Origin of the sequence: Phaeovulum sp. W22_SRMD_FR3 (assembly GCF_052113705.1) — a bacterium.
Lineage (GTDB): Bacteria > Pseudomonadota > Alphaproteobacteria > Rhodobacterales > Rhodobacteraceae > JBGQOG01.
In genome coordinates this window covers 207,983-222,767 of sequence record NZ_JBGQOG010000001.1, presented here as the reverse complement: position 1 = coordinate 222,767, position 14,785 = coordinate 207,983, and the positions used below count along the sequence as shown (strand labels likewise).

The following is a 14,785-nucleotide window of genomic DNA, read 5'->3' as shown; positions in this document are numbered from 1 at the left end:
CCGGCGCAAACCCGCTAAGCAGTGCCTTTCCCCCGGTCACGTGGGGTCGCGGTCGCTTCGGCAGAGAATTCACACAAGGGACACCAGCATGCTTTGGGACATTCGCGCGCGCATGAAGCCCGCCCTTTCGGTCATCGACATGATCCCCGATGTGCACCGCACACCGGCGCTGGCGGTGTTGCGCAAAGCGGCGCTGGAAGGGCGCACCACAACCGTGCAGCTGACCGATGAGGACCGCGAGCTGGCGTTCTATGACGGGCCGGTGCAGCTGATTTCGCCCATCGGCGGCCGCCTGTTGCGCGCGCTCTACCGCGAGGGGCGGTTGAAACTGAAAAAGCGCCCGCAGGCGAAATTGCCCAAGCTGGATGCCTATATCGAGACCGAGCCCGCCTTTCGCCGCGAGGTGGCGGCGCTGATGGCCGCGGAAGAGACTAAACGTCAGCGCCTTGCCGAGATTGTGCAGGACCCGGCCTGCGCGCGGCCCGAGGAGCTGAGCCCCTATCTGATCGACAAGGTTGTGACCGCCCATCTGGGGTATGGTGCCTATGGCAGCCTCGTGATTGCCGGGCTGACCTGCCACAAAAGCCTGGCCGCCGCGCCCGCCCCGACACCCGAGGCGGCGACGGCGCAGGTGCGCGCCGAAGACCGGGTTTTGTGCTGGTGGCTGGATGCGCAGGGCAACCGGCAGGGCGACGCGGAATAACGCAGCTGCAACGGCGGATCCGGTGCGTCCCGCACCGGCGGGCCTGCGGCGTTTCAGCATTTGGCGGGGCGTGTCCGAGCCTGGAAGCTTAGACCCAGAACCCCAGACCCAGAACCACAGATCTAAAACCCCGGACTTGGAACCCCGGACTTGGAACCACAGACCTGAAACCTCAGAACTGGACCTGCAGACTTAGAACCACTGGCCCGGTTCCATCAGGCCCAGATCCATCAGCTGTTGCGAGTTCCAGCCGAACGGGACCGAGTTGTACCAATGGAACCGGTGGATGCTGTGGCTTGATCCGGGGTTGGTTTTCAGCGCTTTGGCCACCCGGAAGGACATCACGGCGCAGGTGATGTTATGGTGCCAGGGGCAGGCGTAGGTGTTGTATTCTTCGATGTTGAAAGTGTGGTTTTCGCGCAGGGTCAGCCCCCGTTGCGCGCGAAACAGCGAGATGCGGTCGATCTTGCGGCGGGCGGGGGGGATATGTTCCTCAAACCGCCAGCGCAGGCCGCCGTAGAAATCATACTGCCGCTCCAGCCCATGGCCGTTCTCATCGGTGCGGGCCAGGGCGAAGTACCCCGATTTGTCCAGAAGCGCGCCCTCCAGACAGACGGCATTCGGATGCGTGTTCAGATCGGGGGCGTAAAGGTCGACCACATAGCTCAGCATCGCATCGCGGCGCTCTTCGGTGTGAAAGGTTACCATTTCGCGCACATCGCGGGTCTCGCAGAACGGGTGAAACAGAAACTCCGCATTGTAGCAGTAGTAGAGCCATGTTGTTTCGGGGCAGGCGGCGATGATGCGGTTCATCGCCCGGCTCATCGCTTCGGGCGCGCGCATGTCATAGGGGATGCGGTGCACGGCGGCGGCCATCGCGGGTGGCAGCGTCAGCGCGGGCGGCGCCAGCACGATCACACTGCGAAAACCCGCCTCCAGATGATGCTGAATCGTGGCATCCACGGCGACCAGATCTTCCACCAGGATCACCGCCACCGGACTCTTGGTCAAAGCCGCCTTTCCCTCTTCGAGAAAAGCCTCCAGCGAAAGATAATCCATACGAACGGCCCCAATGACGTACCCCGCCGGCCGGTACCGGCGGGCGGGGCCAAGATCGGTCAAGCCATGCCGGATTGCAAGATGCGCTGCAGTGCAGCGGCGCGGGTTTCTGCCCGTGGGTGTTGCCCCAGCGGGCCGAAGGGCGTATCAGGCGACGATTGCGAAAGGTGGCCCCGATGGCGGACGTGAAGGCAGACCCGAAAAAGCTGCATATCAAGACCTATGGCTGTCAGATGAATGTCTATGACAGCGAGCGCATGGCGGAAGCCATGGGCGCTGAGGGCTATGTGCTGACCGACAGTCCCGAGGGCGCCGATATGGTGCTCCTGAACACCTGCCACATCCGCGAGAAGGCCTCGGAGAAACTCTATTCCGATCTGGGCCGTCTGCGCGCCTTCAAGGAGATCAATCCGGATCTGAAGATCGGCGTGGCGGGCTGCGTGGCGCAGGCCGAAGGCGCCGAGATCCAGCGCCGGATGCCGCTGGTGGATATGGTGGTCGGGCCGCAGAGCTATCATCGTCTGCCCGCCATGGTCCGCGCGGCCGATCGCGGTGAGAAAACGGTGGATACCGATTTTCCCGCCGAGGATAAATTCGACCATCTGCCCGACCGCCCCAGCGCCAACACCCGCCCCACCGCCTTTTTGACGGTGCAGGAGGGCTGCGACAAATTCTGTGCCTTCTGCGTGGTGCCCTATACGCGCGGTGCCGAAGTCAGCCGCCCGGTGGAGCGCATCCTGACCGAAGCGGGCAAGCTGGTCGCCAAAGGCGTGCGCGAAGTCACGCTGCTGGGGCAGAACGTCAACGGCTATCACGGTGCGGCCGAGGGCGGCACCTGGGGCCTGGCGCAGCTGGTGCGGGCGCTCGCGCGGATCGAGGGGCTGGAGCGGATCCGCTACACCACCTCGCATCCCAATGACATGGCCGAGGATCTGATCGCCGCGCATGGCGAAGAGCCGAAACTGATGCCCTATCTGCATCTGCCGGTGCAATCGGGCAGCGACAAGATCCTGAAAGCGATGAACCGCAAACACACCGCCGAGGAGTATCTGAGGCTGATCGAGCGGATCCGCGCAGCCCGGCCTGACATGCTGCTCTCGGGCGATTTCATCGTCGGCTTCCCGGGGGAGACAGACGAGGATCACCGCGCCACGCTGGATCTGATCGAGGCGGTGGGCTACGGCATGGCCTATTCGTTCAAATATTCCGCGCGTCCGGGCACGCCTGCCGCCGACCGCGCGCCGGTCGATGGCGCGGTGGCCGATGCCCGTCTGCAGGAATTGCAGGCGCTGATCACCCGCCAGCAGCGCGAGGTGCAGCAGGGCATGGTCGGGCGCGAGGTGGGCGTTTTGATCGAAAAGCAGGGCCGGATGCCGGGGCAGTGGACCGGAAAATCCGATTACCTTCATGCGGTTCACATCACCGCGCCGGAGTTGCGCCCCGGCCAGCTGGTGCGGGCAAGAATCACCGAAAGCGGCCCGAATTCGCTCGCCGGTGTGCTGATCTGATCCGGCGCCCGGCCACGCACCGGCCGGGCCCACGCAAACAGTCAAAATGACCATTGTTTCCGCGCGGCGGCGAAAGCTGATGCTTTTGCCGCTTTGTGCAGAAGGCAGCTACAATATCTAGCTAAATCTGCTTCCCAATTCTCATTTTTCCGCTACTATTAGTCAATAATGGGTGAATTTCAGGTCCTGCCCTTGGCGGGCCGGATGCAGTTGGAGGCAGGGGCGGTGGACGCAAGGATTTCCAGGGCGCTAAAATCGGTTGTCGGCGTTGTCGCTGCGGGGGCCTGGGCGGTCTCAGTGATGAGCGCACCGGTTTCTGCGCAGCAGGGCAAGGCGGAGCGCTATATTCCGACCATCTGGATCGATCCGGATGGCTGTGAACACTGGGCGATGGATGATGGTGCCGAAGGTTATATGGACAACCGCATGACGCGTGAGGGCCGTCCGGTCTGTCACCGCGACGTTTGCGGCATCTTCCCGACCGATCAGCTGTTCGCCACCGACCGCAGCGCGATTGATCCCAATGCCCGCAAGCGGCTGGAGGAGTTCTTCCTCAATGCCAAGGCGCGTACCTTCGTGATCACCGGGCACACCGACAGCCGGGCCTCGGATGAATACAACATGAAGCTCTCGCAGCGCCGGGCGAACGCCGTGGCGCAGGTCGCGCAATCGGTGAACCGTCCGGTGCTGGCGGTGAACTGGTATGGCGAGCGGCAGCCGCGTGCCACCAATTCGACGGCGGCCGGCATGGCCGAGAACCGTCGTGTCGAAATCATCTGTGTGAAGTGAAGGGCAGGACCATGGTATTGAAACACGTTCTCGCCCTGATCGCCGTCCCGGCGCTGCTGGCGGGTTGCGCCTATGGCCCTGACAAGGGCATTGACCGCGGCGTTGACAGCAAGCATCTCAGCCAGCTGAAAGCCGGCATTTGGATCGACCCGGAAGGTTGCGATCACTGGATCATCGACGATGGTCTCGAGGGCTATCTCTCGGGCCGCTACGATGATTACGGCAAGCCGATCTGCTCGGGCGCGGGCGAGCCGAACACCGCGGTCGGCCCGTTCAAATCGGGATCTGCCGTCAATGATCCGGTCCGGCCCGACGACTACTGAGATTCGGTTTCAGAGCACTTCCAAAAAGGGCTGCACAATTTTTGTGCAGCCCTTTTTTTCAGCTTTTTGGCAAGTTTGGTATGTTTCCGCCGACAGACCGCAAGCAGTGCTTGCGTCCCCATTCGCGGCGGCGCAGAATTAATCTACATACACTGCCAGGGAGACTTCATTGGGCTTCAGCGCACCAACCACCCCGCCCCGGTCCCAGCCGCCGCATGAGACGCTGCTGGAATTTCCTGATAACCGCCTGCTGATCGATCTTTGCGGCGAATTCGACCGCAACCTGGCACAGATCGAACACAAGCTCGAGGTTCACATCCTGCGACGCGGAAATCTGCTCGCCGTGGTGGGAACGCCCGAGGCTCAGGCTCAGGCCGCGGGGGTGCTGAACACGCTCTACGCCCGGCTTGAGCAGGGCAAGCCGGTGGATGCCGAGGAGATTGACGCCGCGGTCCGCATGGGCACCCTCGCCACCGAGGCGCTGCCGATCCATGATCAGCTGGAGATGTTCGCCGCCGGTCACTTTGAGATCCGCACGCGCAAAAAACAGGTCGAGCCGCGCACCGATGCGCAAAAGGCCTATGTGCAAAATCTCTTCACGCATGAGATGGCCTTTGGCATCGGCCCCGCCGGGACCGGCAAGACCTATCTGGCGGTTGCCGTCGGCGTCACCATGCTGTTCGGTGGCCATGTCGACAAGATCATCCTGTCGCGTCCGGCCGTTGAGGCGGGCGAGCGTCTGGGCTTCTTGCCCGGCGACATGAAGGAGAAGGTCGATCCCTACATGCAGCCGCTCTATGACGCGCTGAACGATTTCGTTCCCGCCAAACAGCTGGCCAAGCTGATGGAGGAGAAACGGATCGAGATCGCGCCGCTGGCCTTCATGCGCGGGCGTACCCTGTCCAATGCCTTCGTGGTGCTGGATGAGGCGCAAAACGCCACCACCATGCAGATGAAGATGTTCCTGACCCGTCTGGGGCAGGGCTCGCGCATGGTGATCACCGGCGACCGCACCCAGATCGACCTGCCGCGGGGCATGCCCTCGGGACTGGCCGATGCCGAGCGCATTCTCGGCGGGGTGAAGGACATCAGCTTCAACTACTTCACCTCCAAGGATGTCGTGCGGCATGCCCTTGTGGCGAAGATCATCGAGGCTTATGAGCGGGAAGATGGAACCGCTGGTTGATATAGTTATCGAGGATGCACGCTGGGAAGCGTTGGGTCTGGACGCGCTGGCCGACAAGGCCGCGCGGGGGGTTTTGGCCGAACTGGGGCTGGGAGCCGAGGGGTTCATGCTCTGTGTGATGGGCTGTGATGATGCACGGATCATGGAGCTGAACACCGATTTCCGCGCCAAGGCCAAGCCGACCAACGTGCTCAGCTGGCCCTCGGAAGAGCGCGGCGCCGAAGACGACGGCGCCGCCCCCGATCTGCCCGAGGCGGGCGATGACGAGATGCCGGAAGAGCTGGGCGATATCGCCATCGCCTATGAGACCTGCGCCGCCGAGGCGGCCGAGCAGGGCAAGAGCATGGTCGATCACGTGACGCATCTTTTGGTGCATGGCACGCTGCATCTGTTGGGCTTTGATCACATTCGGGAAAAAGATGCCGCTCTGATGGAAGGATGCGAGATCAGCATCCTTGCAAAAATGGGATTGGCAAACCCATATGACTAGTGCCGCAATATCGGCCAGACGGAAAGGACCAATGGGACAGACAGCAGACGGTGCGCCCGCCAGTACGGGTGCCGGAGAACCGGATTCAAGCGACAGTTTCAGACCGGAGGATGACACGGGTTCTGTCCCGTCTCTGATCGAGGCTGATGCCGATGCCTCCGGCGGACGGGGATTTTTCGGACGTATTTTGGAGGCTTTCAGCCCTTCAGAACCCGATTCCACGACAGAAGAGGCGCCGCAACCTGCATTGCATGTGCATCCGCTGCCGGGCATTGCCAATCTGCGCGCCATGCGTGTCGAGGATGTCGCCATTCCCAAGGTCGAGATTGTGGCGGTGCCGGTCACCATCACCCGCGACGAGCTGGTGGAAGTCTTTCGTGAGCACGGTTTCTCGCGGATGCCGGTGTTCAAGGGCACGCTCGACAGCCCGCTGGGCCTTGTGCACCTCAAGGATCTGGCGCTGGAACATGGATTCAACGCGGCGTCAGGCCGCTTCGTGCTGCGCAAGCTGTTGCGCCCGCTGATTTACGTGCCCCCCTCGATGCCGATCGGGATCTTGCTGCAAAAGATGCAGGCGCAGCGCATTCATATGGCGCTGGTGATTGACGAATATGGCGGCGTGGACGGGCTGGTGACGCTGGAGGATCTGATCGAACAGGTCATCGGCGAGATCGAGGACGAGCATGACGAGGCAGAGGGCGATTTCTGGATCGCCGAAAAACCGGGCCAGTATCTGGTGCAGGCCCGCGCCCCGCTCGGGGAATTTGAAAGCGTGATCGGCCTGCAGCTGGCCGGTGAGGATGAGGGCGAAGAGGTCGACACGCTCGGCGGTCTCGTCTTCATGCTGACGGGCCGCGTGCCCGCGCGCGGGGAGCTGGTCCCGGCGCCGGGTGGTGTCGAGATCGAAGTGGTCGATGCGGACCCCCGGCGGATCAAGCGCTTGCGCGTGCGTCTGCCGCAGGGGTGGCAGGTCCCATGAGCACATCCCTCGGGGCCGTGATGCGACGGTTGGGCCATTGGATGCGCCCGACCTTGTCGGGGCGGACGATGTTGGCGGCCTTTGGCTCTGGCATGCTGGTCGCGTCGGGTCAGGCGCCCTGGGGATTCTGGATGCTGTCGCTCGCCGGATTGACCGGGCTGTTCTGGCTGGTCTTGCGCGGGCGTGCGCCGGGGTGGAGCGGTTTTGCCGCCGGGGCCGGTTACGGTGCGCTGGCGCTGAACTGGATCGTCTCGCCGTTTTTTGTCGATGCGGCACGCGATGGCTGGATGGCGCCTTTCGCGCTGATTTTCATGGCGGCTGGCATGGGCAGCTTTTGGGGCATCGGTCTGCGCTTCGGCGTGGCGATTGCCTGCCCGACCGGGCTGGTGCTGCGCGCACGCCCGGGGCATGAGCGGTTTGCGGGCTATCCGCCGCTGCGCGCCTGTTTCATGGCGGTTGGCATGGCCACGGGCCTCTGTGCCAGCGATCTGCTGCGCAGCTATGTGCTGACCGGCTTTCCTTGGGCCTTGTTGGGGCATGTCTGGGTCGATACGCCGCTGATGCAGGTCGGCGCGCTCCTCGGACCTTTGGGGTTGAGCATGGCGCTCGCCTTGCCCGCAGCGGGGATTGCCCTGCTGCTCTCGCGGCCCAGTTTCTCGGTCCGCCAGCCGCATGGCGCGGGGCAGCGCACGCCGGTTGCCCTCGCGCTGCTGGCGATGGCCTGTGTCGCGGTGATGCCGCTGGGCTGGGTCTGGGGGCTGGAGCGGCTGACCCAGCCGCTGGTGCCGCGCGCGGAGGCATTGACCCTGCGTCTGGTGCAGCCGAATGCGCCGCAGCATCTGAAATGGCGCCGCGACATGATGGGCTATTTCTTCACCCGTGCCCTGGATCTGACCGAGGCCCCCTCGCGCGGGGCGATGCCGGATCTGGTGATCTGGCCGGAAACCACCGCGCCCTTCTGGCTTGATCAGCCGGGGTTCGGCCTCGAAGATATCGCCGAGGCGGCGCGTCGGGCCGCCGCCCGCAATCTGCCCCGGTTTGCCGCGCTGGGTCCGAATGGCGCGGCGGTTGCCGATGCGGTGGCCGCGCCGCCGCATTCGCCGCTGCCACCGCCGGTGGCGGTTGGGATACAGCGCGCCGAGGGCACGCGCTATTACAACTCGATGGCGGTGATCAATCCCGATGCCACTGTCGGCCCGGTCTATGACAAATTCCATCTGGTGCCCTTTGGTGAATATCTGCCGCTGGGCGATCTGCTGGCCAAGATCGGCATCACGGCCTTTGCCGCGCAGGCGGGGCATGGCTATACGGCGGGGCCCGGGGCGCAGGTGCTCGATCTGGGGCGGCTGGGCAAGGTGCAGCCGCTGATCTGCTATGAGGCGGTGTTTCCACAGGATCTGCGCGCCGCGCCCGAGCGTCCCGACTGGGTGATGCAGATCACCAATGACGCCTGGTTCGGCTCGTCCTCCGGGCCGCAGCAGCATCTGGCGCAGGCGCAGTTGCGGGCGGTGGAAATGGGCCTGCCGGTGGCGCGCACCGCCAATACCGGCATCACCGCGATGATCGACCCCTATGGCCGCATCACCGGCGCTTTGGCGCTGGACACCCGCGGCGTGCTGGACGTGTCGTTGCCCGCCGCGCTGCCCGCAACCCCCTATGCGCGCTGGGGCGACCTGCCGATGATTATCATTCTTGGTGTTTTTGCCGCCCTGCTCGGGGTTTTTCGCCGCTATGGCGTTGACCCCGGCCCCCCGGCGGTCTAGCCAGAGCGCTTAACCGTCACAACGGCTTCCTGGCGTGACGGGGATCAACAATGGAGCACTTCCCCATGACACGTCAGAATTATGTTTTCACCTCTGAATCCGTTTCAGAGGGGCATCCCGACAAGGTCTGCGACCGGATTTCGGATGCGATCCTCGATGCATTCCTTGCCGAGGAACCCAACGCCCGCGTCGCCTGCGAGACCTTTGCCACCACCAACCGTGTGGTCGTAGGCGGCGAGGTGGGGCTGTCCTCGGCGGCCAAACTCGACACGTTCATGGGGCAGGTTGACGGGATCGTGCGCGATTGCGTCAAGGACATCGGCTATGAGCAGGACGAGTTCCACTGGAACACGCTGCAGCTCGACAATCTGTTGCACAAGCAATCGGCGCATATCGCGCAGGGTGTGGACCGTGACGGGGCGGGCGATCAGGGCATCATGTTCGGCTATGCCTGCCGCGAGACGCCCGAGCTGATGCCCGCGCCGATCCATTACGCCCATGCCATCCTGCGCCGTCTGGCCGAGGCCCGCAAATCGGGTGCCGAGCCGACGCTGCGCCCGGATGCGAAATCGCAGCTGAGCCTGCGCTATGAAAACGGTGTGCCGGTGGAGGTCACCTCGTTGGTGCTCTCGACCCAGCATGCGCTGGAAAGCCAGAGCTCGGACGACATCCGCGCCATCGTTGAGCCCTATATCCGCGAAGTTCTGCCCGAGGGCTGGCTGACCGAGAACACCGAATGGTGGGTGAACCCGACCGGCACCTTCGTCATCGGCGGCCCCGATGGCGATGCGGGCCTGACCGGGCGCAAGATCATCGTGGACACCTATGGCGGTGCCGCCCCGCATGGCGGCGGCGCCTTCTCGGGCAAGGATCCGACCAAGGTGGACCGCTCGGCTGCCTATGCCGCGCGCTATCTGGCGAAAAACGTCGTGGCCTCCGGTCTGGCGGACCGCTGTGTGCTGCAGGTGTCCTATGCCATTGGCGTGGCAAAGCCGCTCTCGATCTATGTCGACACTTTCGGCACCTCGGAAGTGCCCGAGGCCGAGATCGAGCGCGCCGTGGCCGAGATCATGGACCTCACCCCGCGCGGCATCCGTGATCATCTGGACCTCTGCCGCCCGATCTATGCCCGCACCTCGGCTTACGGCCATTTCGGCCGTGCGCCGGAGGCGGATGGCGGCTTCAGCTGGGAAAAGACCGATCTGGTCGAGGCCCTGAAGAAGGCGCTTTGACATGGCGGAAACCGATGTCAGCGGGTTGACGCAACTGGGGGCGAGCGTGGCCTCGCCCCAGAGCCCGGAAACCGCGGTGCTGGAGCGGGTGCCCGCCTCCAACGCCGGAACCCGCTATGTGGTGCGCTTCACCGCGCCGGAGTTCACCTCGCTCTGCCCGATGACCGGGCAGCCGGATTTCGCGCATATTGTCATTGACTATGTGCCCGGCGACTGGCTGGTGGAGAGCAAATCGCTCAAGCTTTTCCTGCATGCCTTCCGCAATCACGGGGCGTTCCATGAGGATTGCTCGATCTATATCGCCAAGCGGATCGTGGAATTGCTGAACCCCGAATGGCTGCGCATCGGCGCCTATTGGTATCCGCGGGGCGGCATTCCGATTGACGTGTTCTGGCAGACCGGGCCGGTCCCCGAGGGCGTCTGGCTGCCTGATCAGGGCGTGCCGACCTACCGCGGTCGCGGCTGAGAGTGAGGAAGGCCCCGGGAAACCGGGGCTTTTTCATTGGGATGCGCGGGGGCATGGGAGGCGGGCGTTCAGCGCGGCGGATCTGCCTCTTTGGCCTCGTGCGCATATCAGAGGCGAATGGTGTTCCTGGTCAGGACGGGTCCTTTCGGGCTGAGGTGGGCAGGCGCAGGCGGGGCTGGGGTTGTGGCGGGTACCTCGACGGGGAGTCTGGCGGGGGCGGGGCGTGCCGCCATGATAGTACGGGTGATGGTTTTTGCCGCGCCCGGCGCTAATGAAAATCCCGGCTGGGAAACAGCACCTTGGCCTGTTCGCGCGGATGGCGGGCGCTGCGCGGGGCGCGGCCGCTGCCCCCGCCGCCAGCACCGCCGCCGGGGCGCAGGCTGGGCGGGCGGGCCTCATCGGCGCGGGCGGTGTTCTGCGTCGGATCGGCCCCCGGCAGCAGCGCGCCGAGTTGCCCCAGCCGCCCCGAGACATCCTCGATCCCCTCGGCGATCAGGTTGATCACCGGCCCGTCGCGCTCCAGTCGCCCGCTGATGCGCAGCAGCCGCCCGCCGATCACCGCGCGGCGGAATTGCTGGTAGAGCTTGGGCCAGACCACCACATTGCAGACCCCCGTCTCATCCTCCAGCGTCAGGAAAATCACCCCCGAGGCGGTGCCAGGCCGCTGGCGGGTGATCACCAGCCCGCAAACGCTGACGCGCCCCTGCGCCTGACCCAGGCTGGCATGTGGGGTCAGGCCGGGCAGTTGCGGGCGCAGCAATTCCATCGGATGCGCCCGCAGTGACAGGCGCAGCGCCAGATAATCCTCGATCACCTCCTCGCCCAGCGTCATCGCGGGCAGGGACACGGCAGGCTCGATCCCGCCCTCGCCATCCGGCCCGGCAAACAGCGGCAGCGGATGCGGGCTGCGGATGGCGCGCACCTGCCAAAGGGCGGCGCGCCGCGTCAGGCCCAGATCGGCAAAGGCATCGCCCTCGGCCAGCCGCTCCAGCTTGTCGGGGCGCAGGCCCGCGCGCAGCCAGAGGCTTTCCACATCCGGATAGCCGTTGCGCCGCGCCGCCACGATCCAGTCGGCATCTTCGCGCCCCATGCCCTTGATCTGCCGGAACCCCAGCCGCAGCGCCCATTTCCCATCCGCCCGCCGCTCCAGCGTGTTGTCCCAATCGGAGCGGTTGACCGAGACCGGGCGCACCTCCACCCCATGCTCGCGCGCATCGCGGATCAGCTGCGCGGGGGCGTAAAACCCCATCGGCTGCGCGTTCAGCAGCGCGCAGGTGAACACCGCCGGATAATGGCATTTCACCCAGGCCGAGGCATAGACAAGGATCGCAAAGCTGGCCGCATGGCTCTCGGGAAAGCCGTATTCGCCAAAGCCCTCGATCTGGTCAAAACAGCGGACGGCAAATTCGGCATCATGGCCATTGGCGCGCATCCCCTCCAAAAACCGCTCGCGGAAGCTGCCGATGGTGCCCATGCGGCGGAAGGTGGCCAGACTGCGGCGCAGCTGATCCGCCTCGCCCGGGGTGAAGCCCGCCCCCACCACGGCGATTTGCAACGCCTGCTCCTGAAACAGCGGCACCCCCAGCGTTTTGCCCAGCACGGTCTTCAGCGCCTCCGAGGGCCATTCCACCGGCTCTTCGCCCCGGCGGCGGCGGATATAGGGATGCACCATGCCGCCCTGTATCGGGCCGGGGCGGATGATCGCCACCTCGATCACCAGATCGTAGAAGGTGCGCGGCCGCATCCGGGGCAGAAAGTTCATCTGCGCCCGGCTTTCCACCTGAAACACCCCCACCGCATCGGCCCGGCAGAGCATGTCATAGACCTTGGGATCCTCGGGCGGTAGATTGGCCAGCGTCAGCTGCATCCCCTCGGTCTGCGCCAGCAGGTCAAAGGCGCCGCGCAGGCAGCTGAGCATCCCCAGCGCCAGCACATCGACCTTGAGGATCCCCAGCGCGTCAATGTCATCCTTGTCCCATTCGATGATCGTGCGCCCCTCCATCGCGGCATTCTCGATCGGGCAGAGTTCATCCAGACGGTCGCGGGTGATGACAAAACCGCCGACATGCTGGCTCAGATGCCGGGGAAAGCCGATGATCTCGGCGATCAGCCGCAGCGTCAGCCCCAGCCGCCGGTCGCTGGTGTCCAGCCCCAGCTCGGCCAGCCGCGCCGGATCGGGCGCGCCCGACGACCAGCCCCAGCTTTGCCCGGCAATCGCCGCCAGCACATCCTGACTGAGACCCATCACCTTGCCCACCTCGCGGATCGCGGCGCGGGCGCGGAAGTGGATCACCGTCGCGGTCAGCCCGGTGCGGTGGCGGCCATAGCGGGCGTAAATGTACTGGATGACCTCCTCGCGGCGCTCATGCTCGAAATCCACATCGATGTCGGGCGGCTCGTCGCGCTCGGCGGAAATGAAGCGTTCAAAGACCATCAGCGTGGTGCCCGGGGGCACTTCGGTGATGCCCAGCGTGTAGCAGACCACCGAATTGGCCGCCGAGCCGCGCCCCTGGCACAGAATGCCTTGGCTGCGGGCAAAGCCCACGATGTCATGCACGGTCAGGAAATAGGGCGCATAGTTCTTGGCCGCGATCAGGGCCAGTTCCTTGGCCACTTTGCCACGCGTTTCGGCATCCGCGCCGTTCGGATAGCGCTCGGGGCTTTTCAGCCCCGCCTCGACCAGCCGGATCAGGCGCTCCTGCGCCGCTTCGCCGCCGGTGACCTCATCAGGGTATTGATAGGACAGCTCATCCAGCGAAAAGGCGCAGCGATCGGCGATTTCCAGCGTGCGGCGCAGCGCGGCGGGATGGCGCTGAAACAGCCGCGCCATTTCGGCGGCCGAGCGCAGGCGGCGTTCGGCATTGGGCAGGGCGCGGCGGCCGAGGCTGTCGACGGTGCAGCCCTCGCGCAGGCAGGTCAGCACATCGGCCAGCGGACGGCGATAGGCGCGGTGCATCAGCACATCGCCCACCGCCACCAAGGGCGCGGCACTGCGCTGCGACAGGGCCGCCAGCGCATCCAGCCGCCGCTGATCGGCGCCGTCATAGCGCGGGGCGGCCCCCAGAAACACCTGCCCCGGAAAGCGTTGCGCCAGCCGCGCCAGCGCAGCATCCCCGGGCAGGACCGCCGGTGGCGGCGGTGTGGCTGCGGCGGTCCCGCCCGGAGGCAGGGGGGCGCTGCCCGGGCCGGATGCGGCGGCGTTATGGGCCGCCTGCATCCCGGGCCCCCCGGGCATGTCTGTGGCGGGCATATCTGTGGCGGTCATGTCAGTGGTTTGGCCCGGGCTGTGTGCCGGGCTTTTGGGCATGGTTTGAGTGGCGCTCTGGCCCGTGATCTGGCCCCTGATCTGGCCCGTGGTCTGCCCTGTGGTCCGATCCGGATGGCGGTCTGCGTTTCGCGCCGGGGGAGCGCCGTTGCGCCGCGCCGCGTCGGCGTCGGCAGGCGGCATCCGGTGCGGGTGATCCGGGACGGCTTTCACCGCCCATGCGGTTGCGGGCCCATTTCTTGTGGTTGCGGCCCCCTCCCGTGTTGCTCCGGACAGCAGTGGGGCCAGCGGATCGGGGGGCAAGGCGATCAGCACCATGCCCAGCCCCCAGCACTCCAGATCGGCCAGCCGCAAATGGCATTGCCCTTTCGGGGCCCGTTGTTTGCCCAGCGACAGCAGCCGCGACAGCCGCGCATAGGCCGCCTTGTCGCGGGGCAGCGCCAGCCATTCGGTGGCGCAATCCTCGAGCACCAGCCGCGCGCCGATGATCAGCCGGGGCAGGGCGGGGGGCGGTGGTGCCTCCCCGGTCGCTTCCGCCGCGTTTCCGTCGGGCTCTGCGGCCCTGCCGACCCCCGCCGTGCCGGGCGCCATTCCGCGGGCCGCTGTCCCCATCGCGGCCAGCGTAGCGCCGCGCGGCAGCCCGGGCGCCACCGTGTCGCTGGTCCCCGTGTCGCTGGTCCCCGTGCCTCTGGTCCCCGTGTCGCTGGCCGCGGCGGCCCCGTCTCCCAGCGCGCCCTTTGCCGCCCTTTGGTCGGCGGCGGGCCTGCTGGTCGCCATGGCACAGACCGCTGTTGCCCCTTGCGATGCTGACCTGGCCGCTGCTGCGCTGCGCGATGCGGCCCCGTTTGTCATGACGATCCTGTACGCCGATGGCGTCGCTTCGGCGGTGGCCGTTCGGTGCAGCGGCCCCGTTGGCAGTGCGATTTCTGCCGGGGGGAGGGCTTTGACATGCGCTTCCGGGAGGGCTGTTTTGGTCCCTGTGGTCCCTGTGGTCCCTGTGGTCCCTGTGGTCCCTGTGGTCC

General features: G+C 65.6%; 12 protein-coding genes and 1 riboswitch. Of the genes, 10 read left to right on the top strand and 2 right to left on the bottom strand.

What is annotated here, in order from left to right; genetic code table 11:
* The first annotated feature begins 88 nt into the window (after positions 1 to 88).
* Complete coding sequence (locus tag ACEN2S_RS01040) at positions 89 to 703, top strand: hypothetical protein (protein WP_441861200.1); 615 nt, start codon at positions 89 to 91, stop codon at positions 701 to 703.
* A gap of 192 nt (positions 704 to 895) precedes the next feature.
* On the opposite strand, the gene ACEN2S_RS01035 is transcribed toward ACEN2S_RS01040, so the two are convergent.
* A complete protein-coding gene (locus ACEN2S_RS01035) occupies positions 896 to 1,762 on the bottom strand; it encodes a hypothetical protein (RefSeq protein ID WP_441861198.1) in 867 nt (288 codons plus the stop codon).
* 176 nt (positions 1,763 to 1,938) lie between these two features.
* On the opposite strand from ACEN2S_RS01035, the gene miaB reads away from it, so the two are divergent.
* From miaB to queF, 9 genes are all read left to right on the top strand, one after another.
* On the top strand, positions 1,939 to 3,270 hold the full coding sequence (gene miaB / locus ACEN2S_RS01030; protein ID WP_441861196.1) for a tRNA (N6-isopentenyl adenosine(37)-C2)-methylthiotransferase MiaB: 1,332 nt from the start codon (positions 1,939 to 1,941) through the stop codon (positions 3,268 to 3,270).
* A gap of 300 nt (positions 3,271 to 3,570) precedes the next feature.
* Positions 3,571 to 4,059, top strand: a complete 489-nt coding sequence (locus ACEN2S_RS01025) for an OmpA family protein (RefSeq protein ID WP_441861194.1) — start codon at positions 3,571 to 3,573, stop codon at positions 4,057 to 4,059.
* Positions 4,060 to 4,070: 11 nt separating this feature from the next.
* Positions 4,071 to 4,382 (top strand): hypothetical protein, encoded by a 312-nt coding sequence (locus ACEN2S_RS01020; protein WP_441861191.1) that lies wholly within the window; start codon positions 4,071 to 4,073, stop codon positions 4,380 to 4,382.
* 169 nt (positions 4,383 to 4,551) lie between these two features.
* A complete protein-coding gene (locus tag ACEN2S_RS01015) occupies positions 4,552 to 5,568 on the top strand; it encodes a PhoH family protein (protein ID WP_441861189.1) in 1,017 nt (338 codons plus the stop codon).
* Positions 5,552 to 6,058 carry an rRNA maturation RNase YbeY gene (gene ybeY / locus ACEN2S_RS01010; RefSeq protein WP_441861188.1) on the top strand — a complete coding sequence of 169 codons (507 nt, stop codon included), beginning with the start codon at positions 5,552 to 5,554 and terminating at the stop codon, positions 6,056 to 6,058. The genes ACEN2S_RS01015 and ybeY overlap by 17 nt, the downstream gene beginning before the upstream one ends.
* 31 nt (positions 6,059 to 6,089) lie before the next feature.
* Complete coding sequence (locus ACEN2S_RS01005) at positions 6,090 to 7,037, top strand: hemolysin family protein (protein WP_441861186.1); 948 nt, start codon at positions 6,090 to 6,092, stop codon at positions 7,035 to 7,037.
* Complete coding sequence (lnt, locus tag ACEN2S_RS01000; protein ID WP_441861184.1) at positions 7,034 to 8,800, top strand: apolipoprotein N-acyltransferase; 1,767 nt, start codon at positions 7,034 to 7,036, stop codon at positions 8,798 to 8,800. The genes ACEN2S_RS01005 and lnt overlap by 4 nt, the downstream gene beginning before the upstream one ends.
* Before the next feature lie 10 nt (positions 8,801 to 8,810).
* Positions 8,811 to 8,858: riboswitch (SAM-SAH riboswitch) on the top strand.
* Positions 8,859 to 8,865: 7 nt separating this feature from the next.
* Positions 8,866 to 10,032 (top strand): methionine adenosyltransferase, encoded by a 1,167-nt coding sequence (gene metK / locus ACEN2S_RS00995; protein ID WP_441861182.1) that lies wholly within the window; start codon positions 8,866 to 8,868, stop codon positions 10,030 to 10,032.
* A 1-nt stretch (position 10,033) separates the two neighbouring features.
* Positions 10,034 to 10,498 (top strand): preQ(1) synthase, encoded by a 465-nt coding sequence (gene queF / locus ACEN2S_RS00990; RefSeq protein WP_441861180.1) that lies wholly within the window; start codon positions 10,034 to 10,036, stop codon positions 10,496 to 10,498.
* Between the two features lie 268 nt (positions 10,499 to 10,766).
* On the opposite strand, the gene ACEN2S_RS00985 is transcribed toward queF, so the two are convergent.
* Positions 10,767 to 14,540 carry an error-prone DNA polymerase gene (locus ACEN2S_RS00985; RefSeq protein ID WP_441861822.1) on the bottom strand — a complete coding sequence of 1,258 codons (3,774 nt, stop codon included), beginning with the start codon at positions 14,538 to 14,540 and terminating at the stop codon, positions 10,767 to 10,769.
* Positions 14,541 to 14,785: the final 245 nt, after the last annotated feature.